The organism is Kitasatospora sp. NPDC004615 (assembly GCF_042873545.1).
In the GTDB taxonomy this organism is placed as follows: domain Bacteria; phylum Actinomycetota; class Actinomycetes; order Streptomycetales; family Streptomycetaceae; genus Kitasatospora.
Genome location: NZ_JBIALQ010000001.1, coordinates 453,885 through 479,110, shown reverse-complemented (window position 1 = coordinate 479,110; position 25,226 = coordinate 453,885). Strand labels below are relative to the sequence as shown.

Below are 25,226 nucleotides of genomic sequence, written 5' to 3'. Positions count from 1 at the left end.
CGGTTCCCAAGGATCAGAGAGTCAGGTGCTCCGGCCGGACCGGGATGCGGGTGAGGGCCTTCCCCGTGGCTTGTCGGATCGCCGCCACGATCGAGGGGGTGGCCGAGACGGTGGGGGCCTCGCCGACGCCGCGCAGCCCGTACGGGGCGTGCGGGTCCGGGAGTTCGAGGAGTTCCACCGGGATCGGCGGGGTGTCGAGGACGGTCGGGATCAGGTAGTCGGTGAACGAGGCGTTGCGGACCTTGCCGTCGGCGATCACGATCTCCTCCATCACGGCCAGACCCAGTGCCTGCGTGCAGCCGCCCTGGATCTGGCCGACCACGGCGAGCGGGTTGAGCGCCCGTCCGACGTCCTGAACGGCCGTCAACTCGACCACCTTGACCAGTCCGAGCTCCACGTCCACGTCCACCACGGCGCGGTTCGCGCAGAAGGAGTACTGGACGTGGCCGAAACCCTGCCCGGTCTCCGGGTGCAGCGCGACGGTCGGGCGGTGGCGGTGCACCCGGGTCTGCTCGACGGCCTCGTCGCCGAGCAGCTCGGCCAGCGAGGTCAGCACCCCGGCGGACGCGGAGACCACCCGGCCGCCGGCCAGCGTCAGGTCGCGGTGCGTCCAGCCGTGCCGGCGCCGGCCCCGGTCGAGCAGCACCTCGCGGACCGCCTCGGCGGCGAGCTTGACCGCGCCGCCCGTCATGTAGGTCTGCCGGGAGGCGGAGGTGGAGCCGGCCGAGCCGATCTCGGTGTTGGCGGGGTGGATGGTGACGTGCTCGACGCCCAGCTCGGTGCGGGCGATCTGGGCGTGCACGGTGACGCCGCCCTGCCCGACCTCGGCCGCCGCCGTGTGCACCATGGCGACCGGCTCGCCGCCGATCAGCTCCAGCCGGACCCGGGCGGTGGAGTAGTCGTCGAAGCCCTCGGAGAAGCCGACGTTCTTGATCCCCACCGAGTAGCCGACGCCGCGCACGATGCCCTCGCCGTGCGAGGTGTTGGACAGCGCCCCCGGCAGGTTGCGCAGGTCGGACGGGTCGAGCGGCGGCGGCAGCGGCCGGTCCTTGGCCCGCCGGAGCAGCTCGGCGACCGGCGCGGGCGCGTCGATCTGCTGCCCGGTCGGCATCAGGTCGCCCTGCGCGACGGCGTTCAGCTGCCGCAGCTCCACCGGGTCCATACCGAGCGCGGCCGCCAGCTTGTCCATCTGCGACTCGTAGCCGAACGCGGCCTGCACCGCGCCGAAGCCGCGCATCGCCCCGCACGGCGGGTTGTTGGAGTACAGCGCCAGGGCGTGCATCGCCACGTTCGGGATGACGTACGGGCCGTGGCCGAGCGAGGCGGCGTTGCCGGCCACGGCGGGGGAGGTGGAGGCGTACGCGCCGCCGTCCAGTACGATCCGGCAGTCCGCGAACACCAGCTTCCCGTCGCGGGTGGCGCCGTGCTCGTAGCGCATCCGGGCCGGGTGGCGGTGCACGTGCCCGAAGAAGGACTCGTCGCGGGAGTACACGATCTTGACGGGCCGCCGGGTGCGCAGCGCCAGCAGGCAGGCGTGGATCTGCATCGACAGGTCCTCACGGCCGCCGAACGCGCCGCCCACCCCGGCCAGGGTGAGGCGGACCTTCTCCTCCGGCAGGGCCAGCACCGGCGCCATCTGCTGCCGGTCCACGTGCAGCCACTGGGTGGCGATGTACAGGTCCACGCCGCCGTCCTCGGCGGGCACGGCGAGGCCCGACTCGGGGCCGAGGAACGCCTGGTCCTGCATGCCGACCTCGTACTCGCCGGACACGATCACGTCCGCCAGCGCCCGTACCCCGTCGGTGACGCCCCGGCCCGCGACCAGGCGCTGCTCGTGGCAGAGGTTGCCGTGCGCGCGGGCCTTGTACTCGTGCGGCTCGTGCACGTAGCCGTGGTGCTGAGGGTCGAGGCACTGCTCCTCGGTGGTGATCGGGGTGAGCACCTCGTACTCGACGACGATCCGTTTCGCGGCCCGGCGGGCCGTCTCTGGGTGGTCGGCGGCGACCAGCGCGATCGGCTCGCCCTGGTAGCGGACCTTGTCGATCGCCAGGGCCGGCTGGTCGGCGATCTCCAGGCCGTAGAACTTGGCGCCCGGGATGTCCTCGTGGGTGAGCACCGCGTGCACCCCGGGGACGGCGAGGGCCCCCGAGATGTCCACGGACAGGATGTTGGCGCGCGGGTGCGGGGAGCGCAGCGCGGTGCCCCACAGCATGTCCTCGTGCCACAGGTCGGAGGAGTAGGCGAACTCGCCCTTCACCTTCAGCGTGCCGTCGGGGCGCAGCGGGGACTGCCCGATGCCGTGCTCGGACGCCTGGCTGATCTTCTGCAGGTTCTTCTCGGCCTGGATCGGACGGGTCGTCATTCCCGGCCCCCCGCCCCGTCGATGCGGGCCGAGGCCAGCCGCACCGCGTCCATGATCTTCTCGTAGCCGGTGCAGCGGCACAGGTTGCCCGACAGCGCCTCGCGGATGTCGGCGTCGGACGGCCGCGGGTCCCGGGCCAGCAGCGCGTCGGTCTGCACCAGCAGGCCCGGCGTGCAGAAGCCGCACTGCACGGCGCCCGCGTCCAGGAACGCCTGCTGGACGGGGCCGAGTCCGCCGTCCTGGCCGGTCAGGCCCTCGACGGTGCGCACCTCGCGGCCCTGCACCTGGCCGGCCGCCACCAGGCAGGCGCAGACCGGGACTTCGTCCAGGTAGACGGTGCAGGAGCCGCACTCGCCCTGCTCGCAGGCGTTCTTCGAACCGGGCAGGCCGACCCGCTCGCGCAGCACGTACAGCAGCGACTCGCCCTCCCACACGTCGTCGGCCTCCACCGGCCTCCCGTTGGCGGTGAACGTCACCCTCATGCCGCCCTCCCGGGCCGATAGTCGTTCCAACACCACGTCAGCGTGCGCCGGGCCAGCACGGCCAGCGCATGGCGCCGGTACGCGGCGGTGCCCCGGACGTCGTCGATGGGGTCGGCGGCGGCCGCGACCAGTTCGCCGAAGCGCCGCACCACCTGCGGGGCCGGCGGGTCGCCGGACTCCCACGCCAGTTCGCCCGCCAGGTACGCCTCGGCGTCCGAGGCCCGGCGCGGGGTCGGCGCGGCCGAGCCGATGCCGGTGCCGACCGTGCGGTCCTTCGGGTGCAGGGCGAGACCGAACGCGCAGACCGCGATCACCATCGCGTTGCGGGTACCGACCTTGGAGAACTGCTGCGGGCCGTCGGCGACCGGGATCCGCACCGCGCGGATCAACTCGTCCGGCGCCAGGCAGTGCCGCTTCACCCCGACGTAGAACTCGTCGATCGGGATCAGCCGCACCCCGCGCACCGAGTGCGCCTCCACCCGCACCCCCCGCCCGGCGGCCAGCAGCGCCGGATGCGCGTCACCGGCCGGCGAGGCCGCGCCCAGGTTGCCGCCGACACTGCCCCGGTTGCGGATCTGCGGCGAACCCACCGTCCGCGACGCCAGCGCCAGCCCGGGCAGCGGGCCGGACAGCTCGTCGATGATCCGCGCGTACGGCACCGCCGCGCCGAGGCGCACCGACGCCCCGTCACTGCTCCACCGGCCCAGCTCGGTGATCCGGTTCAGGTCGAGGATCGCGGACGGCCGGCGCAGGTCGAAGTTCAGCTCGACCATGACGTCGGTGCCGCCGGAGACCGGCAGCGCGCCGGGGTGACCGGCCATCGCCCTGAGCGCCTCGTCCCAGGTCGCGGGTCGAAGGAACTCCATGCGGTGTCTCCTCTCTTCGTCGACGCGGCTCTTCGTCGACGCAGCGCCCCGGCCGGTGCGGCCCGGCGGTGTGCAGGCCAGTGAACCGCCGTCACCGGCATGGTCGGCAGTCACCGATGACATGAGCGCCGACGGTGACCTGCGGCGCTGTCCTGTACGTTCGTCCAATGTGGACGATCCTCCAGCCCACCCGGGTCACCCTGGGCCGTCCCCGCCCCGGAATCACCCCCACGATTCATTCGCAGCACCCGCAGCACCAGCCGCACCGTTACGAAGGGCCCCGTCCATGCGCGTCCGCGACCTGCTCGCCCCCGGCGCACCCCGGCTGCGCCTGCTCGCCGGCGAGGACGAACTCGACCGGCAGGTCACCGGCGTGATGACCACCGACCTGCAGGACCCCGGCCGGTTCCTGCACGGCGGCGAACTCGTCCTCACCGGCATGCTGTGGCGCACCGCCCCCGCCGACTCCGCGCGCTTCGTGCGCACCCTGGTGGCCGGCGGCGCCGCCGCGCTCGGCGCCGGCGAGGTGGAGGTCGGGCCCGTCCCCGCCGACCTGGTCGAGGCCTGCCGCCGGCACCGGCTGCCGCTGCTCGCCGTCCCCGACGACATCGCCTTCGGCACCGTCACCGAGTACGTCGGCCGGCACGTCTCCGCCGGCCGGGCCGCCGACCTCGCCGCCCTCGTCGACCGGCACCGGCTGCTGGTCTCCGCCGCCGACACGGGCGGCCTCGACGCCGTCCTCGACCTGCTCGGCGGCGACCTCGACCTCGACTGCTGGGTACTCACCCCCACCGGCCACGTCATCGCCGGACCCGCCGACCGCCTCACCCCCGCCGACCGCGACCGCCTCGCCCGCGCCCACCTCGCCGCCCAGCAGCGCGGCCACCACCCCCCGCACCGGGTCCGACTCGCCGACTGCACCTACTCGCTGCTGCCCGCCGCCGAACCCGCCACCGCCACCGTGCTCGCCGACTGGATCCTCGCCGTCGCCGGCGACCTCACCGAATGGCCCGCCAAACGCCGCCAGCTCGCCGAGAACCTGTGCCGCCTGGTCGCCACCGAACGCACCCGCCGCGACGAGAGCCGCCGACTGCGCCGCCGGCTCGCCGACGAACTCCTCGACCTGCTGAGGCACGGCGCCGCCCCCGCCGAGACCGCCCGCGCCCTGCGCGCCTCCACCACCGACGGCGCGGGCCACCCGCAGTGGCTGGTGCTGTCCGCCGACGCCACCGGACTGCCCGACGGCGCGCTGCGCCCGGTCCTCGAAGAGGCACTGCCCGGTACGGCCCTGGTCGCCGCCGTCGGCCGCAGCGGCGCCGTCGCCGTGCTGCCCGCCCCGAACGCCCCCGACGCCGCCGTCCCCGCCGACGCGGTGCGCGCGCTGCTGGCCCCGCTGGAGGCCGGGCTCGACGCCGACGGGCGGATCACCGTCGGCGTGTGCGCCCCCGCCGCCGAGTCCGACGGCCTGCGCGGCGCCCTGGAGGAGTCCCGGCACGCCCGCCGGATCGCCGCCTCCCGCCCCGGCCGGATCCGGGTCGCCGGCGCCGAGGAACTCGCCTCGCACGTCCTGCTGCTGGCCGCCGTCCCCGCCGAGGTCCGGCGCGCCTTCCGGGCCCGGCTGCTCGACCCCGTCACCGCCTACGACCAGGAACACCAGGCCGACCTGCTGCACACCCTGGCCGCGTTCCTGCGCTCCGACGGCTCCTGGACGCGCTGCGCCGCCCAGCTGCACGTGCACGTCAACACGCTGCGCTACCGGATCGGCCGGATCGAGGAACTCACCGGCCGCGACCTGTCCCGGCTGGAGGACCGGGTCGACTTCTACCTGGCGCTGGAACTCGCCTGACCAGGGCCTGTCCGGTCAGGCGGCGCTCCGGCGCCGGCCGCGCGGGCGGCGCGGGTACGGGAACAGCCGGGGCCTGCGCTTCGCCGCCAGGTCCTCGACCCAGCCGAGGGCCATCACCAGCAGGGCGAGCAGCGGGATCGCCACCAGCAGGCTGAACCACTGGCTGGTCAGCAGCCACCTGAGGTGCTCGTAGAAGTAGTCGACGTTCCACAGCGGGTCGATCAGCGGGAAGGCCAGCACCAGTGCCGGCACGTGCCACAGGTAGACGGTGACGGCCCGCGAGTTGAGCAGGCTCACCAGGCCGTTCCAGCGCTCCAGCCGCGCGGGCCACTGCTCCCAGGACGGGCTGATGTGCAGCAGCAGCGCGACGAAGCCGAAGGACCACAGGGCCTGGGCGATCGGCCAGAGCTCGATGTCGGCGGGCTGGCTCGGATCGACCGGCCGGGTCTGCAGGTACCAGAAGCCCGCCACCATGATCAGCGGTGCGATCGACGGCAGCACGTACTGCGGGATCCGCCGCAGCAGGCCCTCCTGGTGGGCCATGCCGAGGATCCAGCAGGAGCCGAACATCGCGAAGTCGTTGACGGTCTCCCAGACCCGGCCCCAGACGACGTCCTGGCCGGCGAAGAACGCGTTCATGACGATCACCAGCGCCAGCGGGGCGAACAGCGTCACCACCGGGAAGCGGCGCAGCGCCTTCAGCATCAGCGGCGACAGCAGCACGTACCAGAGGTAGGCCCGCAGGTACCACAGCGGCACCACCAGCTGGGAGGCCCAGCCGGTCTCCAGGTGGCCGCCGAAGCCGTGCAGCTCGGTCGCGTACGGGGGAGTGCTCAGCGGCAGCACCCAGAACGCCAGCTTCGCCCACCACCAGGTGGGGTGGCCGTCGGCGTCAGGGCCGCCGCCGTCGAGGACCTGCAGGGTGACCACGACGGCGCCGAACAGCCACATCGGCGGCAGCAGGCGGCGCAGCCGGCCGCGGATCACGCTCAGCGCGGGGCGGCTCAGCGAACGCGTCATCAGCGAGCCGGCCAGGGCGAACATCACGCCCATCGACGGGAACACCAGCGGCAGCCAGAACCACTCGAAGTGGTGGTAGAGCACCACGCGGACCAGCGCCATCGCGCGCAGCAGGTCGAGGTAGCGGTCGCGGCCGGCCTTGCGCACGGACGCGACGAGCGTGTCCGGGGCGGTGTCGGGGGCCTCGTCCCGGCGCAGCTGCGGGGGGATCCGCAGCCGGATGGTGTCGCTCATGGTCAGGCCTCCACGGGGACAGCGACCTCGCCGGTGCGCCGGAGCTTGTGCCAGCGCAGCCGGCCACCGGTGAGCGCGGTGATCGTGGACTGCAGCAGGACGATGTACATCAGCTGCCGGTAGACCACCTGCTGCAGCGGCAGGCTGATCAGGTGCCAGGGCTTCTCGTGGTCGAGCCGGAAGGCGTACCAGGACAGCAGGCCCTGGAGCGCGATGAACCCGCCCCAGCTGGCCAGCGTGATCGGCGCGTCCGTGAACAGCACGCCGTACAGCAGGAACAGGTCCACCAGCGGCGCCAGCAGCGGGGCGACCACGCCGAACAGCACCACCATCGGCAGGCCGATCCGGCCGAAGCGGCCGGCCGGGCCGCGGGAGATCACGGCGCGGCGGTGCTTCCACATCGCCTGCATCGAGCCGTAGCTCCAGCGGTAGCGCTGCGACCAGAGCTGCTGGAGGCTCGCGGGCGCCTCGGTCCAGGCGCGGGCGCGCTCGGCGTAGACGACCCGCCAGCCGGCGCAGAGCACCGCGATGGTGATGTCGGTGTCCTCGGCGAGGGTGTCGTCGCTCATCCCGCCGACCTGCCGCAGCGCCTCCTTGCGGAACGCGCCGACCGCGCCGGGAATGGTCGGGATGACGTTCAGCACGTCGTACATCCGGCGGTCCAGGTTGTGGCCGAGGACGTACTCGATGTGCTGCCAGGCACCGATCAGGCTGTCCCGGTTGCCGACCTTCGCGTTGCCCGCGATCGCGCCGACCTTCGGATCGGCGAACGGCTGGACCAGCTCGCGCACCGTGGACGGCTCGAAGACGGTATCGCCGTCCATCATCACCACGAGGTCGTACGAGGCGGCCGCGATACCGGCGTTGAGGGCGCTGGGCTTGCCGCCGTTGACCTTGCGGATCAGCCGGACGAACGGCAGGTTCATCTCCTCGACGATGTCCGCGGTGCCGTCCGTGGAGCCGTCGTCGATCACGATCACTTCGATCGGATAGTCGCTGGCGGCCAGCGAGTTCAGGGTGTTGGCGATGCACTCGAGCTCGTTGTACGCCGGGACGAGCACGGTGACCGGCTCGGTGACGGGCGGCCCCCAGGCGTCCTTGCGCTTGGAGCGGCGGGCGTGCACCGGGGCGAGGACGATCATCAGCGCGAACCGGCCGAAGTTCAGGAAGCCGACCAGCGCCAGCAGCCCGACCAGCACCGGCAGGGTGTACACGGCGACCTGGGTCGCCCAGATGAAGCCCTTGCCCGCCCACAGCTGGAAGCCGTGCACCGGCACCATCGCGTTGGACGCGCCGAGCGCGTCGGAGATGGTGGTGAAGCGGTAGCCCTCGCCCTGGAGCTTGACGATGATCTGCTCCAGCGCGGCGACCGTCTCGGTGCGGTCACCACCCGCGTCGTGCAGCAGGATCAGCTCGCCCGCGCCGGGCGTGGCCGGCATCGCGGCCTTCACGATCCCGTCGACGCCCGGGCGCTTCCAGTCGTCGGTGTCGCGGTCGATGAACGCCGTCAGGTAGCCGTGCGCGCCCACGTACTGGATGACCGGGTAGGTCCAGTCGTCCAGCGCGTTCGCCTCCGAGGAGTACGGCGGCCGGAACAGCGAACTGTGCACGCCCGCGACACCGGCCAGCGCCAGCTGGGTCTGCGCCAGCTCCCAGCCGATCCGGGTGTGCGACTGGTACACCAGGTCGGGGTGGGTGAAGGTGTGCAGGCCGATTTCGTGGCCGCCCGCGACGATCTGCCGGATCAGGTCCGGGTTGCGGGTGGTCATCGCGCCGGTCACGAAGAAGTCCGCGCGGACGTCGTGCGCCTTTAGCACGTCGAGGATCTTCGGCGTCCACTCCGGCGAGGGGCCGTCGTCGAAGCTCAGCACCACCGTCTTGTCGGGGATGCGGTAGCTGACCGGGTTCGCCTTCTTGTCGCCGCGCGTGTCGATCACCGGGCCGCCCTTGAGCAGGTTCTCCGGCACGGTGTCCTTGTCCACCGAGGTCGCGATCCGGGTGTCGTGGAACACCTCGTTGGTGGCCAGCCCGCGCAGCACCAGCAGCGCCAGCAGGCACGCCAGCAGGGACAGCGGCATGACGAAGCGCAGCGGCGGCGCGGCCAGTCGGCGCGGCCTCAGCAGGGAATGCCGGCGGCGCTGGTGGCGGGACAAAGGGCGCTCCTGGAGGTGCGGTGGTGCGAACGATCAGGGGTGCTTGGTCGCCCGGCCCGAAGGCGTCCCCCCGGCGGGGGGCTTCGAGGTGCCGGCCGAGTTCCCCGCCTTGGGCGGCGAGGTGGAGCGGGAGGGTGCTCCGGACGCCGGCGCCGAGGCCGAGGGCGAGGGGCCGGCCGACGGTGACGCCGAGGGCGCCGCGGCCGCCGGCGCGGGCTGCGCGGGGATCTCCATCGGCGGGGCGTCCGCCTGCACGCCGATCAGGCTGCCGCCCATCGCGACCGCCAGCACCGCGCCCACCACCGAGACCGGCCAGCCGAGACCGCGCAGCAATCGCCCGCGCAGGCCCGACTCGTCGACGAACACCGGTTCGGGCAGCGCCTCTTCGGGCAGCGGCTCGTCGACATCCGGGCCCGGGGCGCCGGGCGGTGCCGGGTACGCCGATCCGGGCTCGGAGGACGTCATGACAGGGCGCACCGTGCGAGGCCTTTCAGGGCAGGGAGGGCGAAGACCGCGGGAGCGTGACTCGAACGCTAGTGCACCGACCTGGGCCGACCTGCGGCGAATTGGGCCTGATGTCCACTTTCGACACGTTCCCGATCATGGTTGTGACCGGATCGATACCCCTACCGGCGCGTACATGTTTAACCCGTGCACAGACCGTTCGACCTCGGCGGATGCGGGCCGTCCCGGCGGCGGAGCGGCCTGTGAGCCCCCGTTAGGATGACCGCCTCCGACCGGTCGTCGATTTCCCGCGCAGAGGGGCGTGTGCCAACTACCGCCGCTGCGCCCCAAGGAGCCCGTGTGCGAGCCCGTGTACGCCAGTCCAGCCGCCTGCCCCGCCGTCGCGCGTGGAGCGTGATCGCGCTGCCGACCCTGCTGTGCACGCTCGCCGCGTGCAACGGCGACCCGGCCGCCGGTGGGGATTCCGCCGCGAAGGGCCGGTCCGCCAGCGCCTCGCCGACGCCGTCCGGGCCGCCGGGAACGATGTTCGACACCTTCCACTACACCGGGCCCGACGACCCACAGTTGGCCGCGCACGGCTGGCAGGTCCGGGACGGCGGCGGCGGCCCCGGCATCAAGGACACCTGGTCCGCCTCCGGCGCCGCCTTCCCCGAGGACCCGACCGCCAAGGGCGGCCGGGCGCTGCAACTGCGCTCGACCACCGACGGCACCAAGCAAGGCACCAAGCAGGTCGAGGTGCAGAGCACCGCCACCAACCTGTTCCACGGCACCTTCGCGGCCCGGATCAACTTCGGCGAGAAGCCCTCCACCGGCCGCACCGGAGACCACGTCGTCCAGACCTTCTTCCCGATCTCACCCGCCGACGACTCGGCGAACTACAGCGAACTCGACTTCGAGTACCTGCCGAACGGCGGCTGGGGCGCGCCCGGCCCGAAGCTCGACACCACCAGCTGGTTCAAGGCCGACCCGCCGGACCGCGTCACCAAGGCCGCCAAGCAGCGCCTCGAGGGCTGGCACACCATGATGATCACCGCCATGGACGGGAAGGTCACCTACTTCCTGGACGGCAAGGAGATGTTCACCAGCTCCGACAAGTACGTCGCGCGCGAGAAGATGGACATCCACTTCAGCAACTGGTTCATCGACCTGCTGCCCTCGATCAGCGGCCAGCGCAGCTGGGACATGAAGGTCAACTGGTTCTACTACAAGGCCGACCAGGCGCTCTCCGCGGCGGACGTCGAGCAGACCGTGGACGGCTTCTACGGCGCCGGCACCCAGTACGTCAACACCCTGCCGAAGAACTGACGTTGGGCATACGAAGGGCCCGGCCGCCGGCCGGGCCCTTCGGTGTGCGGTGGGTCAGTGCTGCGCGGGGATGATCGTGGTCAGCCAGGTGAAGATGCCCGGGACCAGCGGCTTCCAGACGTCGCTGCTGTGCGCGCCCGTGGTCTCCTGGATGGTCACCGTGGTCGGGGCCTTGGCGGCCGCCTTCAGCGCCTCGCCGCCCTCCAGGCCGTCGCCCTTGTTGCCGGTGACGTACAGCGCGGTCTTCGGCGGGGTCTTCGCGGACTTCAGGATGTTCAGCGGGTTGGAGATCTCCTTCAGGTGCGGGTCCTTCGCGGTCAGCGACTTGTCCTCCGCGCCCGGGTCGTTGTAGCCGGAGAGGCTGATGCCCGCGCGGTAGCGGTCCGGGTGCTCCAGCGACAGCTTGGTCGCGCAGTGCGCGCCCGCCGAGTAACCGGCCACCGCCCAGCGGTCGGAGGAGGGGTCGGCCCGGAAGTTGTCCAGCACCATCTGCGGGACGTCCCTGGACAGCCAGGTGTCGGCGTTGACCTTGCCCGGGACGTCCGCGCAGCCGGTGTCGGTGCTGTCGCCCAGCAGGTTGGTGCGCGGCGAGATCAGGATGAACGGGGCGACCTGCCCGCTCTGCATCATCGGCTTCAGCTGCTCGGAGACCCGCAGGGTGCCGAACCAGGTCTTCGAGGAGCCCGGCCAGCCCGGCAGCAGCTCGACCACGGGGAAGGTCTTGTCCTTGTACGCCGGGTCGTTGTACTGCGGCGGCAGCCAGACCAGCACCTCGCCGTCGACGCCGGAGACCGCGCCCTTCAGGTCCGTGGTCTGCACGTCGTTCGGCACCTTCGGGTCACCGACCGGCTTGAACTGCTGGATCACCTTGGTGTGTTGCTTGTTGTCGCTGCTCCCGCTGCCGCCGCCCTCACTGGCAGCCACGTTCGGCACCGAGCGCACGTGGCTGCCGGTGCCCAGCAGGTCGTCCCAACTGCCGTAGATCAGGTTGGCGTTGTTGACCATGACGAAGACGGTGAGTACGGCGGTGATCTGGCAGAACAGCAGCATCACGATCCGGGACAGCGCCTGGACCGGCTTCGGTCCGCGCACCCGGCCCCAGAGCAGCAGGGCCGCCGCAAGGGAGATCGGCACCAGGATGATCGTCAGAATAAGAAAAGGGGTGCCTGTTAGCTGCATCAGGTCTCTCGAATCGGGTCGTCCGGCCGTCCGGGGCACGGTCCCCCGGTTCGCACATCACACTTGTCAGACTGCGTCAAACACACGATCAGTTGCTGGCAACACCCGCAGAAACCTGAGAGGAACATCACGTTTTCGTGAGAATCCGCTGTGCGTTCGCGGCCTAGTCTGCCAGCTCGTTCCGACCCCTCCAGCACCAGCCCGCACGTTTTACCGAAACCAGGAGCATTCATTCCGTGACCAGTGCCAACGGCCCCGCCCGCCCCGCCCTGCCCAGCCTGCTGGGCCTCGGCCCGCGCGCCGAACGCCGCCGCCGCACCCTGCCCGCCGGAGTGCTGCGGCTGCCCACCATCGGCGTGGACATCGGCGGCACCAAGGTGGTCGCCGGAGTGGTCGACGGCGAGGGCCGGGTCCTGGAGCGGCTGCGCACCGAGACGCCCGACAAGAGCAAGAGCCCCAAGGTGGTCGAGGACGTCATCGTCGACCTCGTCCTGCAGCTCGCCGACAAGCACGACGTGCACGCCGTCGGCGTCGGCGCGGCCGGCTGGGTCGACTCCGAACGCTCCACCGTGCTGTTCGCCCCCCACCTGAACTGGCGCAACGAACCCCTCCAGCAGGCGCTCAGCTCCCGGCTGCGGTTCCCCGTGGTGGTCGAGAACGACGCCAACGCCGCCGCCTGGGCCGAGTGGCGCTTCGGCGCCGGCCGCGGCGAGGACCACATGGTGATGATCACCCTCGGCACCGGCATCGGCGGCGCACAGGTCCGCGACGGCTTCGTCGACCGGGGCAAGCACGGCATGGCCGGCGAGTTCGGCCACATGCAGGTGGTGCCCGGCGGACACCGCTGCCCCTGCGGCAACCGCGGCTGCTGGGAGCAGTACTCCTCCGGCAACGCGCTGGTCCGCGAGGCCCGCGAACTCGCCGCCGAGGAATCCCCGGTGGTCCAGCCCCTGCTCGCCCGGGCCGGTGGCAGCCCGCTCGGCATCACCGGGCCGCTCGTTACCGAGGCCGCACGCGAAGGCGACCCGGTCGCCACCGAACTGCTCTACGAGGTCGGCCGCTGGCTCGGCGTCGGCATCGCCAATCTGGCCGCCGCGCTCGACCCCGGCCGCTTCGTCATCGGCGGCGGCGTCAGCGAAGCCGGCGACCTGCTCCTCGGCCCCGCCCAGGACGCCTTCCGCCGCACCCTCACCGGCCGCGGCTTCCGCCCCGAGGCGGAAATCGTCCACGCCGCCCTCGGCAACGAGGCCGGCCTGGTCGGCGCCGCCGACCTGGCCCGCCAGGTCGCCCGCCGCTTCCGCACCGTCAAGCGCCGCCGGGTGGAACGCGCCACCCGCTGACGCGGGGACGGCTCGGTGGGGCGTGAGGGGCTGGGGGTGGCCCAGCCCTGCCTGCCCCCGCCGGGCCGGGTCACTCGTTGCTGAGGAGGACGGCGTAGACGATCGTGCTGCCTTCGATGCTCACCTCGGTGCAGAGGTCGCGGCGGTCGAGCAGGTAGCCGTTCGGCTCGCACCGCTGCCGGGGCCGGAGCCGGTCGGCGGCCTCCGCGGTCGGCACGCCGGGTGGGCCCGACAAGTGGAGCGTGCGCCAGCAGAGGGCGCCGTGGCCGTTGCCGCAGCCTTTGCCGGTGTCGAGGACGGTGTAGCCGGGCGGCGGCTCCGGCACGGCCCTCGCGGGCGGGAGCGTCGCCTCGTGGAAGGCCAGCAGCGCCGCCAGCGGGGTCACGGTGAGGACGAGGGCCAGCTGGACCTAGTGCCGCAACAGGCAACCTTTGCCCCGTCGCGGCCCGATGCATCCCGCCTGGACGCACCGCCAAAGCACCCAAGTACACCCAGTACGAGGGCGCTTCGGCGGCACGCCCAGCCGGGCGCCTCGGGCCGCTCCTTGACGGGCAAAAGTTGCCTGCCGCGGCACTAAAAGGCGATGCCCACCGCGCGGGGCCAGCCGGCCGGACGCCCGGTGCGCGGGCCGGCGATCCGCCGGTCCAACCGCAGGCCGATCAGGACGGCCAGTTCGGCGAGCGGCGTGTAGAGCAGGTAGAGCTCGGCCCCGCTCCGCAGACGCAGCAGGTCGAACGCCACCGCGAGTACCAGCGCCAGCCAGAGCGTCAACGCGGCGGCGATGGGTACCCGGAGCGGCGTGGGACGGGCGCGCAGCAGCCAGTGGACGAGCGGTAGCAGCGCGAACAACACCCCGACGACGGCCCATATCACGATCCCCACGACCCGAAACCCCTCCCGGCGGTGGACGGCGGCAGCCCGGGAAGCGGGACGCCCGGGCAGTGATCGCCGGTTCCAGCGCGAAGGGCTCTGCCGGGCGCCGGCGCGGGCTACGACCCGGTGGCGCTGAGGTGGCGACAGCGGGCTTGTGGTGTGCGGCAGTTGGCCGAACGTGCCGTTGTCGGGGGGGTGCTGGGTGTGGGAGAACGGGAGACCGTCGCCGTCCCAGGGAGATCGTATGAGAACCCTCGCCCGTCTCGTCCCCGCACTCGCACTCGTCACCGGACTGCTCTGCACCGCCGCGCCCGCCCAGGCCGACCCGTCCGCCGCCGTCACCGGGAAGCAACCCGAGGCGGTGGGCTGGGGCGGGGCGGTCACCAGTGTGGACGCCGATGCCACCGCCGCCGGGCTGGAGGTGCTGCGGCGCGGGGGGAACGCGGTGGACGCCGCCGTGGCCACCGCGGCCGCGCTCGGGGTGACCGAGCCGTACTCGGCGGGCATCGGCGGCGGCGGGTACTTCGTGTACTACGACGCCCGGACCGGGAAGGTCACCACGCTGGACGGGCGGGAGACCGCGTCCCGGACGGCCGACAGTTCGCTGTTCCTGGAGAACGGGAAGCCGCTGGCCTTCGCCGACGCCGTCACCAGCGGCCTGTCCGTCGGCGTGCCCGGCACCGCCGCCACCTGGGAGCAGGCACTGCGCCGCTGGGGCAGCCGGGATCTCGCCGAGGTGCTGAAACCGGCCGAGCGGATCGCCGATCGTGGGTTCACCGTCGACCAGACCTTCCAGGACCAGACCGCCCTCAACCAGGCCCGGTTCCAGGACTTCCCGGCCAGCCGCGCGCTGTTCCTGCCGAACGGGAAGCTGCCCGTCGTCGGCTCCACCCTGCGCAACCACGATCTCGCCGCCACCTACCGGGAGTTGGGACGCGGCGGCACCGCCGCTCTGTACCGCGGCCCGATCGGCGCCGACATCGTCCGCACCCTCCAGCACCCGCCCGTCGACCCCGCCTCCGGCCGCAACGCCCGCCCCGGCAAGGTCGACACCGCCGACCTGGCGGCCTACCAGGTCCGTCAGCAGGACCCGACGCACGTCAACTACCGGGGCCTGGACGTGTACGGCATCGCCCCGTCCTCCTCCGGCGGGACCACCGTCGGCGAGGCGCTGAACATCCTCGGCACCAGCAGCGTGCCCACGGCCGACTCCGTTCAGTACGACCACCGCTTCCTGGAGGCCAGCCGGATCGCGTTCGCCGACCGCAACCGCTGGGTCGGCGACCCGAACTTCGTCCAGGTGCCGACCCGCCAGCTGCTCGATCCGGCCTACGCCGCCTCCCGGGCCTGCCTGATCAACCCCCAGCACGCGCTCACCAGCCCGCTCGCCCCCGGCGACCCGTACCACCCCGCGGCCTGCGCGAGCAGCGGACAGCCGGTCGCCGAACCGTACGAGGGCCAGAGCACCACCCACCTGACCGTCGCCGACCGGTGGGGCAACGTCGTCGCCTACACGCTGACCATCGAACAGACCGGCGGCAGCGGCATCGCCGTGCCCGGCCGGGGCTTCCTGCTCAACAACGAACTGACCGACTTCAACTTCACCCCGCTCACGCCCGGCATTCCCGACCCCAACCTGCCCGGCCCCGCCAAGCGCCCGCGCTCCTCGATCTCCCCGACCATCGTGCTCAAGGACGGCAAGCCGTACCTGGCGGTCGGCTCGCCCGGCGGCGCCACCATCATCACCACCGTGCTGCAGGTCCTCACCGGGCGGATCGACCGCGGCCTGACGCTGGAACAGGCCATCGCCGCACCCCGGGCCAGCCAGCGCAACACCGCCGCCACCCAGGCCGAACCGGCCTTCCTCGCCTCGCCCGAGGCAGCGAAACTCCAGGCCATGGGCCACGTCTTCAGCGCCACCCCCGAGATCGGCGCCGCCACCGGCATCGAGCGCCTCCCCGACGGCCGCTGGCTGGCCGCCGCCGAACCCGTCCGCCGCGGCGGCGGCTCGGCCGCCGTGGTGCACCCCTCGCGTTAGCTCCGCGACGGCCGGCCGATCTGACGGGGTGTCGGGTCGGCCGGCCGATCCGGGCAATCCGATGGACGCGAACTTCCTTGTACGCCACGATCGTTCGGTGATCACCCCGAGGCGCTTCGTCCACATCCTGACCGCCCCGCTGCTCGTCGCGGCCCTGGCGGCCTGCACCAGCAGCACGCCTGCGCCATCCCCGGCGCCCGCCGGCTCCGTGTCCTCCGCCTCCCCGTCGGAGACCGTCTCCGTCGCCGAGGCCCGCGAGAAGTTGCGGCAACTCAACCGCCTGGGCGGGCCGGAGGGTTCCACGTACCCGCCCTCCAACGGAATCCTCGATCTGGACCGCACGGCGACCGCCATCCTCGGCCCGGGGGCGGAGCCGGACACGAAGGCCACGACGAAGAACCGGCTCACCCAGGACGGCTTCCTCGCGGCACTCCACCAATCCTGGACCGCCCCCGACGGGACCGCGGCCGACATCCTGGTGCTGCGCTTCTCCGCCGATGCGGGCGCCGAGAGCCTGGCAGGGAGTCTGGCCCAGGGAATGAAGACGACCTACCCCGACACCGTCTTCACCGACCCCGTCGACCTGGCCACCGGCGCCGTCGTAAGCGACCTCGACGGCCGGGACAAGGCATCCGTCCTCGAGGTCGCCCCCCATGGCGACGCCGTTGTCCTTGTGAGCTACTTCACCCCTGCCACCCCGGACAGGAAAGCCGCCGCAATCCTGCTCCACAACCAGTTCAAGCTGCTGCCCACCCCCGGAACGCCCTGGTAGGTCCGGCCCCGGCCGATCTGACGGGGTGTCGGGTCGGCCGGCCGATCCGGGCAATCCGATGGACGCGAACTTCCCTGCCCGCCATGATCGTTCGGTTATTACCCCGAGACGCTTCGTCCACCTCCTGGCCGCCCCGCTGCTCGTCACGGCCCTGGCGGCCTGCACCAGCAGCACGCCTGCGGCATCCCCGACGCCCGTCAGTTCGGCGCCCGTCGCTTCGCCGTCCGGGACCATCTCGGCTGCCGAGGCCGGCGAGAAGTTGATGCACTATCGCCCGGCCGGGCCGGAGGGGTCCCACCTCCTCGTGTCCGCGGTCCTTGACCTGGACGGCACGGTGGACACCATTTTCGGTTCGGCGGCGCCGGATGCGAAGGCCGAGGTGAAGAGCCAGTTCACCCAGCGCGGCTTCGTGGTGGCGATGCGCCACGCCTGGACCGCCCCCGACGGGACCCAGTCCTTCACCGTGCTGATGCGCTTCTCCGATGACGCGGGCGCCGAAGGCATGGCGAGCCGCCTGGCCGAAGGCCTGAAGAGTACCTACCCCGACACCGTCTTCACCGACCCCGGCGACCTGTCCACCGGCGCCGTCGTCAACATCGACGACCACGGCAAGGCGCTCGTCGAACTGGTCGCCCCCCATGGCGACGTCGTCGTCTTCATGAACTACCTGACCCCCGCTGCCCCCGACAAGAAGACGGCCCTGGTCCGGTTCCACTCCCACCTCACGATGCTGCCCACCCCCGGACTGCCCTGGCAGTAGGGCCTGTCCGGCCGGGCGCTGTCGGTGGCGGGCGGTATGTTCGGACGGGGTGCCCGGCCTGTCGTCGGGTGCGCTGTCCGTCCGTACCGCCGAGGGAAGGCCGCCGTGACCGTCCGCATCGCCACCTGGAACATCAACTCCGTCACCGCCCGGCTGCCCAAGCTGCTGGAGTGGCTGGAGTCCGCCAAGCCGGACGTGCTGTGCCTCCAGGAGCTCAAGTGCACCACCGAGGCGTTCCCCGCCGAGGCGATCGGCGAGCTCGGTTACGAGAGCGCCGCGCACGGTACCGGCCGGTGGAACGGCGTCGCCGTGCTGTCCCGGATCGGCCTGGAGGACGTCGTCCGTGACCTGCCCGGCCAGCCCGGCTACCTCGCCGAGGACGCCATGCTCCCGGTGGTCGAGCCGCGCGCCGTCGGTGCGACCTGCGGCCCCGTCCGGGTCTGGTCGGTGTACGTGCCCAACGGCCGCGAGGTCGACCACGCGCACTACCGCTACAAGCTGGAGTGGCTGGCCGCGCTGCGCGACGCCGTCCGCGAGGACGCGGCGGGGGAGCGCCCGTTCGCCGTTCTCGGCGATTACAACATCGCCCCCACCGACGCGGACGTCTTCGACATCGCCGCCTTCGAGGGCGCCACCCACGTCACCGCCCCCGAGCGCGCCGCGCTGACGGCCCTCCAGGAGATCGGCCTCCAGGACGTCGTCCCCCGCCCGCTCAAGTACGACCACCCCTACACCTACTGGGACTACCGCCAGCTGGCCTTCCCGAAGAACCGCGGCATGCGGATCGACCTCACCTACGCCAACAAGCCGTTCGCGGACGCGGTTTCGGACAGCTACGTCGACCGGGAGGCCCGCAAGGGCAAGGGGACGTCGGACCACGCGCCGGTGGTCGTCGACCTGGACCTCTGAGCGCCGGTCAGAAGAACGAGGTGACGGCCGACAGGATGACGCTGCCCAGCAGCGGATTGGCGTTGACGTAGTCCAGTTCCGCCCAGGTGTACAGGGCGGCGGCGAGCACGTGCAGCCGGTCGGGCTCCGCCGGCGCCCGGCCGTCGGAGCGGGCCACCGTCCGGCCGTCCTCAAGGAGTTCGGCGCGGATCACCCCCCGGCGGACGAAGCGCAGGGTCCGGTCGCCGGTGCGGAACTCCACGAAGCGGCCGGAGCGCAGCAGGTGGCGGCCGCGGGCGCGGATGTGCAGTTCGGCGCCGTCGAAGGTGCCGGCGACGCCGCGGCGCGCCAGTTTGGCGACGTGGAAGCCGGGCTGCCCGAACCCGGGCAGCTCGGCCAGTGGGCGGCCGTCGAGTTCCACCCGCCAGCGCTCGGTCTGGTCGCTGTACAGCCTCGAAGGCGTCCGGTGCAGCGTCAGTTCGCCGAGCCGCGTGGTGGCTGACGCCCCGTCCGGCCGCATCTTCGTGAACTCCACCGCTTCGTCCCCCTGTTCGTGAAACCCCAGGTCAAGGCTAGTGGGTGGAGATTCCTGCGTCAGTATTCTCTGAGTGTATAGACGTGGAGTACACCTCCGGCGTACTCTTTCGATCATGAGCGTTCCACTCACCCTGCTCGGGCTGCTCGAACGCGAGCCCAGCCACGGCTACGACCTCAAACGCGACTACGACGCCTTCTTCGGGCGCGGCAAACCGCTCCCCTTCGGCCAGGTGTACGCGACCCTCGGGCGGCTCGCCCGGGACGGGAAGGTCGTCGTCGGGGAGCCCGAGGCCGGCGACGGGCCCGACCGCAAGCGCTACGTCATCACCGAGACCGGCGCCACCGAGTTCGAGGACTGGCTGCGCGAGCCCGTCGCCGCCGAACCCCACCTGCAGACCGTGCTGTTCAGCAAGGTCGTGCTCGCCCTGATGCTCGGCCGCGACGCCGAGCACTACCTCGACACCCAGCGCGCCGCCCACCTGCGGCGGATGCGCGAACTCACCGAGATCAAGCGCTCCGGCAGCCTGGTCGACGCACTCCTCGCCGACCACGGACTGTTCCACCTGGAGTCCGACCTGCGCTGGATCGACCTGACCGCCGCCCGACTCGACGCCCTTGCCGCAGAGGTGGCCAAGCAATGACCGACCCCCTGATCCACGCCCACGACGTCACCCTCGCCTTCGGCGAGACCCCCGCCCTGCGCGGCGCCGAACTCGCCGTCGAGGCAGGCGAGATCCTCGCCATCATGGGCCCCAGCGGCTCCGGCAAATCCACCCTGCTGCACTGCCTGGCCGGCATCCTCACCCCCGACAGCGGCGAGATCCGGTTCGACGGCCGCCGGATCGACAACCTCGGCGAACAGGAACGCAGCGCCCTGCGCCGCGACAGCTTCGGATTCGTCTTCCAATTCGGCCAGCTGGTACCGGAGTTGACCGCCGAGGAGAACGTCGCCCTGCCGCTGCTGCTCGGCGGGCAGCGCCGCAACGCCGCGCTGCAGCGGGCCCGCAGCTGGTTCCCCAGGCTCGGCCTGGACGGCCTGGAGGCCCGCCGCTCCGGCGAACTGTCCGGCGGTCAGGCCCAGCGCGTCGCCCTCGCCCGCGGACTGGTCGCCGAACCGCGCGTCCTGTTCGCCGACGAACCCACCGGCGCGCTCGACTCCCTGACCGGCGAACAGGTGATGGACCTGCTGGTCGGCTGCGCCCGCGAACAGGGCACCACCGTCGTCCTGGTCACCCACGAGGCCCGGATCGCCGCCTACGCCGACCGCGAGGCGATCGTCCGCGACGGCCGCGCCACCTCGCTGAGCGGACGGCTGACCTCATGATCCGGTTCGACATGGTCCGGCTCGGACTACGACTGGCCGTCAGCGGCGGCCGCGAAGCGCTCGTCCGCCTCGCCATCACCGCGGGCGCCGTCGCCATCGGTGTCGGCCTGCTGTTCACCACGCTCGCCGCGATCAACGGCGTGCACTCCCAGAACGCGCGCAACGCGTGGCTCAACACGCCGTTCGTCAAGCAGTTCCCCGCGAATCGGGAGGTTGCGGGGAGTTCCGGCAACGGCGGGGGCGGGACGGCGAATGCCTCCGGCGGTGCGACGGGGGAGGGTTCGGGAACCGCCGGTGCGGCGGCAGGGGCCAACGGGCAGGCGAGCAGCTCGGGTGTTGATCCGATGTGGTGGTCGACCCGGCGGGACACCGTGCAGGGCAAGGAGATCGGGCGGATCGACGTCGCGCTCACCGGGCCGCGGGCGGCGCTCTCGCCCGGGGTGCCGCGGATGCCCGGGCCGGGTGAGTACTACCTGTCGCCCGCGCTGGCGCGGATGGTCGACGAGATGCCGCCCGCGCAGCTGGGGGACCGGTTCCCCGGGCACCGGATCGGGATTCTCGGGGACGAGGCGCTGCCCGCGCCCGACAGCCTGCTGGCGGTGGTCGGCCGGGCCCCGCAGGAGATGAAGGGGCTGAGCGAGGCCGCGCTGGTGAACAAGGTCGCCACCACCAGGCCCGACCATTGCGCGGACTGTGTAGTGGGCATCAAGTCCGACGGTGTGGACCTGATCCTCACGGTGGTGAGCGGTGGGCTGGTCTTCCCGGTGCTGATCCTGATCGGCACCTCCACCCGCCTGAACGCCGCCCGCCGCGAGCAGCGCTTCGCCGCGATGCGGCTGGTCGGGGCGACCCCCCGTCAGGTGTCCGTGGTGTCGGCGGTGGAGGCGGCGGTCGCCGCCGCGGCGGGGGTGGTGCTCGGCTTCCTGCCGTTCCTGGCGATCCGCGGACCGGTCGCGAACACGGCGCTGACCGGCGCCAAGTTCTTCCCCTCCGACATCTCCCTGACGCCGCTGCAGATCGCCGGCGTCGCCCTGGGCGTCCCGCTGGCCGCCGCCGTCGCCGCGCGGATCGCGCTGCGCCGGGTGCAGATCTCCCCGCTCGGGGTGACCCGCCGGGTGACGCCGAAACCGCCCCGGGCCTGGCGGGTGATCCCGCTGGTGGCCGGGCTCGCGGAGCTGGTCGGGTTCCTGATCTGGCACCCCGGGACGGTGCCCGGGCAGATCAAGGGCTATCTGTCCTCGTTCCTGCTGATCGCGATCGGCCTGGTGCTGTCCGGCCCGTGGCTGACCATGAAGGGCGCCGCCCTCATTGCTCGCCGCACCCAGCGGCCGGCCACCCTGATCGCGGTGCGCCGGCTGGCCGACAACCCGACCGCCGGGTTCCGGGCCGTCAGCGGACTGGTGCTGGCGCTGCTGGTGATGACCGCGACGCTCGGCGTCATTTCGACGATGACCGACGAGCGGGGCCGCCCCGCCGGCGGCCCGCAGTTCAACAACGTGCTGGTGAACGAGCTGAGCCAGGGCTACAGCAGCGACTACAAGCCGGTCTCGATGGGCAAGCCCGCCCCGCCCGAACTGATCGAGCGGCTGCACGCCGTCCCCGGCGTGCGGAACGTGCTGCTCGGGCACCCGGCCGACAAGGTCGTGGAGGTGCAGACCGCCGACGGCCCGGTCACCGCCCGGCAGGTCGTGGTCTGCGCCGACCTGGACCCGTTCAAGATGTACGGCCACTGTGCGCCCGGCGCGCAGACCGCCTACGTCCCGACCTCCTGGTACGGCTGGAGCGACCAGCGCACCAGCGAGTGGCCCACCGCCCCGTTCACGCCCGAACAGCTCGCCGGGACGGGCGTGCTGAACGTGGTCGTGGAGACCGACGGCTCGACCGCCGCCGTCGAACAGACCCGCACCATGGTGGACGCCGCCTACCCGGCGACCCGGCAGGCGATGACGCTGAGCGAGGCGCGGTACCTCGCCGGGGCCGAACTGCGCGGCTACCAGCAGCTGGCCGACGTGGTGATCCTGGCGACCTTCCCGATCGCCGGCTGCAGCCTGGCCGTCAGCGTGGCCGGCGGCCTGAGCGAGCGCAAGCGCCCGTTCAGCCTGCTGCGCCTGACCGGCGTGTCGCTGGGCACGCTGCGCCGGGTGGTGGCGATGGAGTCGGTGGTGCCGCTGCTGGTGATGGCGGCGGTGGCGATCGGCGTCGGACTGCTCGCCGCCGACCTGTTCCTGCGCTCGCAGCTGCAGTACTCGCTGCACGCGCTCGGCGCCGGCTACTACCTGGCGGTGATCGGCGGCCTGACCGCCGCGCTGGCGATCATCGGGGCGACCATGCCGCTGCTGCGCCGGATCACCGGCCCGGAGACCGCTCGCAACGAGTAGGGCTGATCCCAAGGGGCCGTTCGGGCACAGACCCGAACGGCCCCCGAGGTGTCGCCGGGCGCGGTGGGCCTGGCCTAGCGTGGTCGGCGACCAGGAGTAGCGGAATGGTTACGCAGCCGCTGCCCCCGCACCGATCCCCCCTGGAGGTACGGCATGCGCCCGATGCGCACCGCCGCCGCCGCCCTGCTCGGCACCACCGCCCTGTTCGGCCTGGCCACCGTCGTCCCCGCCCCCGCGTCCGCCAAGGGCAGCCAACCTGCCTGGGTCAGCCCGGCGCAGGCGCAGCCAGGGCAGTCCGTGTCGGTCAGCGTGAGCTGCGCCAGCAGTTCGACGAAGTCCGTCACCGCGTCCTCGCTGGCCTTCGCCGGCGGCTCGACCACGCTCAGCGTCGGCCCGGACGGCAAGTACTCGGGCACCGCGACCGTCATCTCCGAGCAGGAGATGGCCGGCGCCGCCGCCAAGCGGACCACCGCCAACGACTCGTCCTGGGGCATCGACGGCAAGTGCCCGAATGGGGACAGCTTCGTCGGCGCGGTCGCCATCGCCGTCGCCTCGGCCGGCGGGAGCGGCAGCAGCACCGGCGGCGAGACCGGCACCGGTGGCGAGTGGGAGGGTTCGCAGCTCCCGCACGGCGGGGTGGAGACCGGCGTGGGCGGCTCGGTCGGCATGGACGCCGGGCGGCTGGTGGCCGGGGCCGGGCTGGTGGCCGCCGGGGTGACCGGGTTCTGGCTGCTGCGCCGGCGCGGTACGGCCACCGGCCGGGAGCTCTGAGCGGGCCCCGGGTACGGCGAGAGGGCGGCTTCCACCGGCGAGGTGGAAGCCGCCCTCTCGGGTTGCTCAGGCCGTCGCGGGGACGGTCTTCGGGGCGGGAGCGGCGTCGGTGCGCTCCAGGGTGCCGATGGTCAGCAGGTACTGGCCGACGAGGTAGGTGAGCATGATCAGGAAGCCGTGCGCGGGCAGGTGCTTCCAGCCGGCGATGTCGGTGGCGATCAGCGTGTCGGACAGCAGGAACAGCGCGCCGCCGACGCCCGCCCGCCAGTCGATCCGGGAGGACATCACCGCGGTGGAGGCCAGCAGCAGGCTGTAGCAGGCCATCGGGATCCGCATGCCGGCGTCCAGGTCGGGCAGCAGCATGGTGATCAGCGTCGCCCAGGCCACCGCGTAGCAGGCCGCGGTGATCGCGGTGCGGCGGCGGTCGGCGAGCGCGCCGAGCTTCACGAACATCGTCACGTAGCAGGCGTGGCCGGCCGCGAACGAGCCCATGCCGGCCAGGAACCCGGCGGTGCCGCCGACCTGCAGCAGGATGTCGCCGCCCGCGCCGAACAGCAGCGCCGGAATCAGCAGCTTCGGCGTGCCGGGCCGCGCCGACGCCCACACCCAGGCGGCCAGCAGCGGCATCAGCAGCGGCTTGGTGGAGTACCGCAGGACGGGCACGTGAACGGCGATCGCCGTCAGGTGCGCCACCGAGACGACGGCGAAGGCGATCAGCAGGGCCCGCGTGGTACGCGGGTCGCGGGCGGGGCTCATGCGGGGGCACTCTCCGGTGGGGCGGCGGGGGACTCGGGACGCGGCGCGGGCTGCCAGCCCGGGCCCTTCGCCAGGTGGCGCAGCCGGTCGCCCCAGGTGGTGGCACGGGCCACGTCGCGGGCGATCGCCGCGTACTCGTGGGTGGCGACCTTCAACGGATTGTAGGTCGTGATGTTCTTGGTCAGTCCGTACACCGGCTGCTCGGCCTCCGCCGCGAAGGAGCCGAACCAGCGGTCGAAGACGATCAGGATGCCGCCGAAGTTGCGGTCCAGGTAGCCGCCCTGCGAGGCGTGGTGCACCCGGTGGTGCGACGGGGTGTTGAAGACGTACTCGATCGGGCGGGGCAGCTTGCCGATCCGCTCGGTGTGGATCCAGAACTGGTACACCAGGTTCACCGAGCCGCAGAACGCCACCGCCGCCGGGTGCACGCCCGCCAGGATCATCGGCAGGTAGAAGATCCAGGTGGTGGCGGACGTCCAGGGCTGGCGCAGCGCCGTCGACAGGTTGTAGTGCTTGCTGGAGTGGTGCACCACGTGGCAGGCCCACAGCACCCGGATCACGTGGTGGCCGCGGTGCGACCAGTAGTAGAAGAAGTCGTAGGCGAGCAGCATCAGCGGCACCGTCCACCACAGCACCGGCACCCGAAGCGGCGTCAACTCGTACAGGAACGAGTAGATCCACACGATCGGGATCTTCCACCCGGCGTCGAACAGCAGTGAGCCCAGGCCCATCGACAGGCTGGTCGCGGTGTCCTTCGCGGCGTACCCCTGCTCGTCCTCGTCCGGGTGGAACCGGTAGGACACGATCTCCAGAACGGTGAGCAGCACAAAGGCCGGTATCGACCAGAGCACGACATTGGGTAGGTCAGGCATGCCGG

At 72.3% G+C, this 25,226-nt stretch carries 23 protein-coding genes; 11 read left to right on the top strand and 12 right to left on the bottom strand.

The window, feature by feature from the left end; translation table 11 throughout:
• Positions 1–13: 13 nt before the first annotated feature.
• From pucD to ACFYS8_RS02175, 3 genes are read right to left on the bottom strand one after another with little or no spacing between them, the layout of a single operon-like run.
• Positions 14–2,362 carry a xanthine dehydrogenase subunit D gene (gene pucD / locus ACFYS8_RS02185; RefSeq protein ID WP_387634486.1) on the bottom strand — a complete coding sequence of 783 codons (2,349 nt, stop codon included), beginning with the start codon at positions 2,360–2,362 and terminating at the stop codon, positions 14–16.
• A complete protein-coding gene (locus ACFYS8_RS02180) occupies positions 2,359–2,844 on the bottom strand; it encodes a (2Fe-2S)-binding protein (RefSeq protein WP_387634483.1) in 486 nt (161 codons plus the stop codon). The genes pucD and ACFYS8_RS02180 overlap by 4 nt, the downstream gene beginning before the upstream one ends.
• Positions 2,841–3,710, bottom strand: a complete 870-nt coding sequence (locus ACFYS8_RS02175; RefSeq protein WP_387634480.1) for an FAD binding domain-containing protein — start codon at positions 3,708–3,710, stop codon at positions 2,841–2,843. The genes ACFYS8_RS02180 and ACFYS8_RS02175 overlap by 4 nt, the downstream gene beginning before the upstream one ends.
• A gap of 286 nt (positions 3,711–3,996) precedes the next feature.
• Between ACFYS8_RS02175 and ACFYS8_RS02170 the strand changes: the two genes are divergently transcribed.
• Positions 3,997–5,556: a PucR family transcriptional regulator gene (locus tag ACFYS8_RS02170; RefSeq protein ID WP_387634477.1), complete on the top strand. Its 1,560-nt coding sequence runs from the start codon at positions 3,997–3,999 to the stop codon at positions 5,554–5,556.
• Positions 5,557–5,571: 15 nt separating this feature from the next.
• On the opposite strand, the gene ACFYS8_RS02165 is transcribed toward ACFYS8_RS02170, so the two are convergent.
• The 3 genes from ACFYS8_RS02165 to ACFYS8_RS02155 form a co-directional block, all read right to left on the bottom strand.
• The gene (locus ACFYS8_RS02165) at positions 5,572–6,810 is read right to left on the bottom strand and encodes an acyltransferase (protein WP_387634475.1); all 1,239 of its coding nucleotides are present in this window, start codon (positions 6,808–6,810) and stop codon (positions 5,572–5,574) included.
• Positions 6,811–6,812: 2 nt separating this feature from the next.
• Positions 6,813–8,900 (bottom strand): bifunctional polysaccharide deacetylase/glycosyltransferase family 2 protein, encoded by a 2,088-nt coding sequence (locus ACFYS8_RS02160; protein ID WP_387636802.1) that lies wholly within the window; start codon positions 8,898–8,900, stop codon positions 6,813–6,815.
• A gap of 96 nt (positions 8,901–8,996) precedes the next feature.
• Positions 8,997–9,428: a hypothetical protein gene (locus tag ACFYS8_RS02155; protein ID WP_387634472.1), complete on the bottom strand. Its 432-nt coding sequence runs from the start codon at positions 9,426–9,428 to the stop codon at positions 8,997–8,999.
• Between the two features lie 339 nt (positions 9,429–9,767).
• On the opposite strand from ACFYS8_RS02155, the gene ACFYS8_RS02150 reads away from it, so the two are divergent.
• Positions 9,768–10,733: a glycoside hydrolase family 16 protein gene (locus ACFYS8_RS02150; protein WP_387634469.1), complete on the top strand. Its 966-nt coding sequence runs from the start codon at positions 9,768–9,770 to the stop codon at positions 10,731–10,733.
• A gap of 54 nt (positions 10,734–10,787) precedes the next feature.
• On the opposite strand, the gene ACFYS8_RS02145 is transcribed toward ACFYS8_RS02150, so the two are convergent.
• The gene (locus tag ACFYS8_RS02145; RefSeq protein ID WP_387634467.1) at positions 10,788–11,867 is read right to left on the bottom strand and encodes an alpha/beta hydrolase; all 1,080 of its coding nucleotides are present in this window, start codon (positions 11,865–11,867) and stop codon (positions 10,788–10,790) included.
• Positions 11,868–12,190: 323 nt separating this feature from the next.
• Between ACFYS8_RS02145 and ACFYS8_RS02140 the strand changes: the two genes are divergently transcribed.
• Complete coding sequence (locus ACFYS8_RS02140) at positions 12,191–13,252, top strand: ROK family glucokinase (RefSeq protein ID WP_387636799.1); 1,062 nt, start codon at positions 12,191–12,193, stop codon at positions 13,250–13,252.
• Between the two features lie 70 nt (positions 13,253–13,322).
• Here ACFYS8_RS02140 and ACFYS8_RS02135 read toward each other — a convergent pair whose 3' ends face one another.
• On the bottom strand, positions 13,323–13,637 hold the full coding sequence (locus ACFYS8_RS02135; RefSeq protein ID WP_387634465.1) for a hypothetical protein: 315 nt from the start codon (positions 13,635–13,637) through the stop codon (positions 13,323–13,325).
• Between the two features lie 188 nt (positions 13,638–13,825).
• The gene (locus ACFYS8_RS02130; RefSeq protein ID WP_387634462.1) at positions 13,826–14,134 is read right to left on the bottom strand and encodes a hypothetical protein; all 309 of its coding nucleotides are present in this window, start codon (positions 14,132–14,134) and stop codon (positions 13,826–13,828) included.
• A gap of 235 nt (positions 14,135–14,369) precedes the next feature.
• On the opposite strand from ACFYS8_RS02130, the gene ggt reads away from it, so the two are divergent.
• The 4 genes from ggt (at position 14,370) to ACFYS8_RS02110 (ending at position 18,604) form a co-directional block, all read left to right on the top strand.
• Positions 14,370–16,163 carry a gamma-glutamyltransferase gene (gene ggt / locus ACFYS8_RS02125; protein WP_387634459.1) on the top strand — a complete coding sequence of 598 codons (1,794 nt, stop codon included), beginning with the start codon at positions 14,370–14,372 and terminating at the stop codon, positions 16,161–16,163.
• A gap of 97 nt (positions 16,164–16,260) precedes the next feature.
• A complete protein-coding gene (locus ACFYS8_RS02120; RefSeq protein ID WP_387634456.1) occupies positions 16,261–16,935 on the top strand; it encodes a hypothetical protein in 675 nt (224 codons plus the stop codon).
• 58 nt (positions 16,936–16,993) lie between these two features.
• Positions 16,994–17,695, top strand: coding sequence for a hypothetical protein (locus ACFYS8_RS02115; protein WP_387634453.1), 702 nt, complete (start codon positions 16,994–16,996; stop codon positions 17,693–17,695).
• 105 nt (positions 17,696–17,800) lie between these two features.
• A complete protein-coding gene (locus tag ACFYS8_RS02110) occupies positions 17,801–18,604 on the top strand; it encodes an exodeoxyribonuclease III (RefSeq protein ID WP_387634451.1) in 804 nt (267 codons plus the stop codon).
• Between the two features lie 7 nt (positions 18,605–18,611).
• Here the strand turns inward: ACFYS8_RS02110 and ACFYS8_RS02105 are convergent, their stop codons facing one another.
• Positions 18,612–19,118 (bottom strand): hypothetical protein, encoded by a 507-nt coding sequence (locus ACFYS8_RS02105; protein WP_387634448.1) that lies wholly within the window; start codon positions 19,116–19,118, stop codon positions 18,612–18,614.
• 115 nt (positions 19,119–19,233) lie between these two features.
• Between ACFYS8_RS02105 and ACFYS8_RS02100 the strand changes: the two genes are divergently transcribed.
• The 4 genes from ACFYS8_RS02100 to ACFYS8_RS02085 all read left to right on the top strand — a co-directional run bounded on the left by ACFYS8_RS02100 (position 19,234) and on the right by ACFYS8_RS02085 (position 23,593).
• Positions 19,234–19,761, top strand: a complete 528-nt coding sequence (locus tag ACFYS8_RS02100; protein ID WP_387634446.1) for a PadR family transcriptional regulator — start codon at positions 19,234–19,236, stop codon at positions 19,759–19,761.
• Positions 19,758–20,444: an ABC transporter ATP-binding protein gene (locus ACFYS8_RS02095; RefSeq protein WP_387634444.1), complete on the top strand. Its 687-nt coding sequence runs from the start codon at positions 19,758–19,760 to the stop codon at positions 20,442–20,444. The genes ACFYS8_RS02100 and ACFYS8_RS02095 overlap by 4 nt, the downstream gene beginning before the upstream one ends.
• Positions 20,441–22,822, top strand: coding sequence for an FtsX-like permease family protein (locus ACFYS8_RS02090; protein ID WP_387634441.1), 2,382 nt, complete (start codon positions 20,441–20,443; stop codon positions 22,820–22,822). The genes ACFYS8_RS02095 and ACFYS8_RS02090 overlap by 4 nt, the downstream gene beginning before the upstream one ends.
• A 153-nt stretch (positions 22,823–22,975) precedes the next feature.
• Entirely contained in the window at positions 22,976–23,593 is a 618-nt protein-coding gene (locus ACFYS8_RS02085; protein WP_387634438.1) for a hypothetical protein, read from the top strand.
• A gap of 66 nt (positions 23,594–23,659) precedes the next feature.
• On the opposite strand, the gene ACFYS8_RS02080 is transcribed toward ACFYS8_RS02085, so the two are convergent.
• Positions 23,660–24,349: a lysoplasmalogenase gene (locus tag ACFYS8_RS02080; protein WP_387634435.1), complete on the bottom strand. Its 690-nt coding sequence runs from the start codon at positions 24,347–24,349 to the stop codon at positions 23,660–23,662.
• A complete protein-coding gene (locus tag ACFYS8_RS02075) occupies positions 24,346–25,221 on the bottom strand; it encodes a sterol desaturase family protein (protein ID WP_387634433.1) in 876 nt (291 codons plus the stop codon). Before ACFYS8_RS02075 ends, ACFYS8_RS02080 begins: the two co-directional genes overlap by 4 nt.
• Positions 25,222–25,226 lie beyond the last annotated feature (5 nt).

Excerpts from the sequence above, each read along its gene's own strand:
- pucD (WP_387634486.1), bottom strand. The coding sequence starts at position 2,362 with ATGACGACCCGTCCGATCCAGGCCGAGAAGAACCTGCAGAAGATCAGC.
- ACFYS8_RS02180 (WP_387634483.1), bottom strand. The coding sequence starts at position 2,844 with ATGAGGGTGACGTTCACCGCCAACGGGAGGCCGGTGGAGGCCGACGAC.
- ACFYS8_RS02175 (WP_387634480.1), bottom strand. The coding sequence starts at position 3,710 with ATGGAGTTCCTTCGACCCGCGACCTGGGACGAGGCGCTCAGGGCGATG.
- ACFYS8_RS02170 (WP_387634477.1), top strand. The coding sequence starts at position 3,997 with ATGCGCGTCCGCGACCTGCTCGCCCCCGGCGCACCCCGGCTGCGCCTG.
- ACFYS8_RS02165 (WP_387634475.1), bottom strand. The coding sequence starts at position 6,810 with ATGAGCGACACCATCCGGCTGCGGATCCCCCCGCAGCTGCGCCGGGAC.
- ACFYS8_RS02155 (WP_387634472.1), bottom strand. The coding sequence starts at position 9,428 with ATGACGTCCTCCGAGCCCGGATCGGCGTACCCGGCACCGCCCGGCGCC.
- ggt (WP_387634459.1), top strand. The coding sequence starts at position 14,370 with ATGAGAACCCTCGCCCGTCTCGTCCCCGCACTCGCACTCGTCACCGGA.
- ACFYS8_RS02115 (WP_387634453.1), top strand. The coding sequence starts at position 16,994 with ATGGACGCGAACTTCCCTGCCCGCCATGATCGTTCGGTTATTACCCCG.
- ACFYS8_RS02100 (WP_387634446.1), top strand. The coding sequence starts at position 19,234 with ATGAGCGTTCCACTCACCCTGCTCGGGCTGCTCGAACGCGAGCCCAGC.
- ACFYS8_RS02095 (WP_387634444.1), top strand. The coding sequence starts at position 19,758 with ATGACCGACCCCCTGATCCACGCCCACGACGTCACCCTCGCCTTCGGC.
- ACFYS8_RS02090 (WP_387634441.1), top strand. The coding sequence starts at position 20,441 with ATGATCCGGTTCGACATGGTCCGGCTCGGACTACGACTGGCCGTCAGC.
- ACFYS8_RS02085 (WP_387634438.1), top strand. The coding sequence starts at position 22,976 with ATGCGCCCGATGCGCACCGCCGCCGCCGCCCTGCTCGGCACCACCGCC.
- ACFYS8_RS02080 (WP_387634435.1), bottom strand. The coding sequence starts at position 24,349 with ATGAGCCCCGCCCGCGACCCGCGTACCACGCGGGCCCTGCTGATCGCC.
- ACFYS8_RS02075 (WP_387634433.1), bottom strand. The coding sequence starts at position 25,221 with ATGCCTGACCTACCCAATGTCGTGCTCTGGTCGATACCGGCCTTTGTG.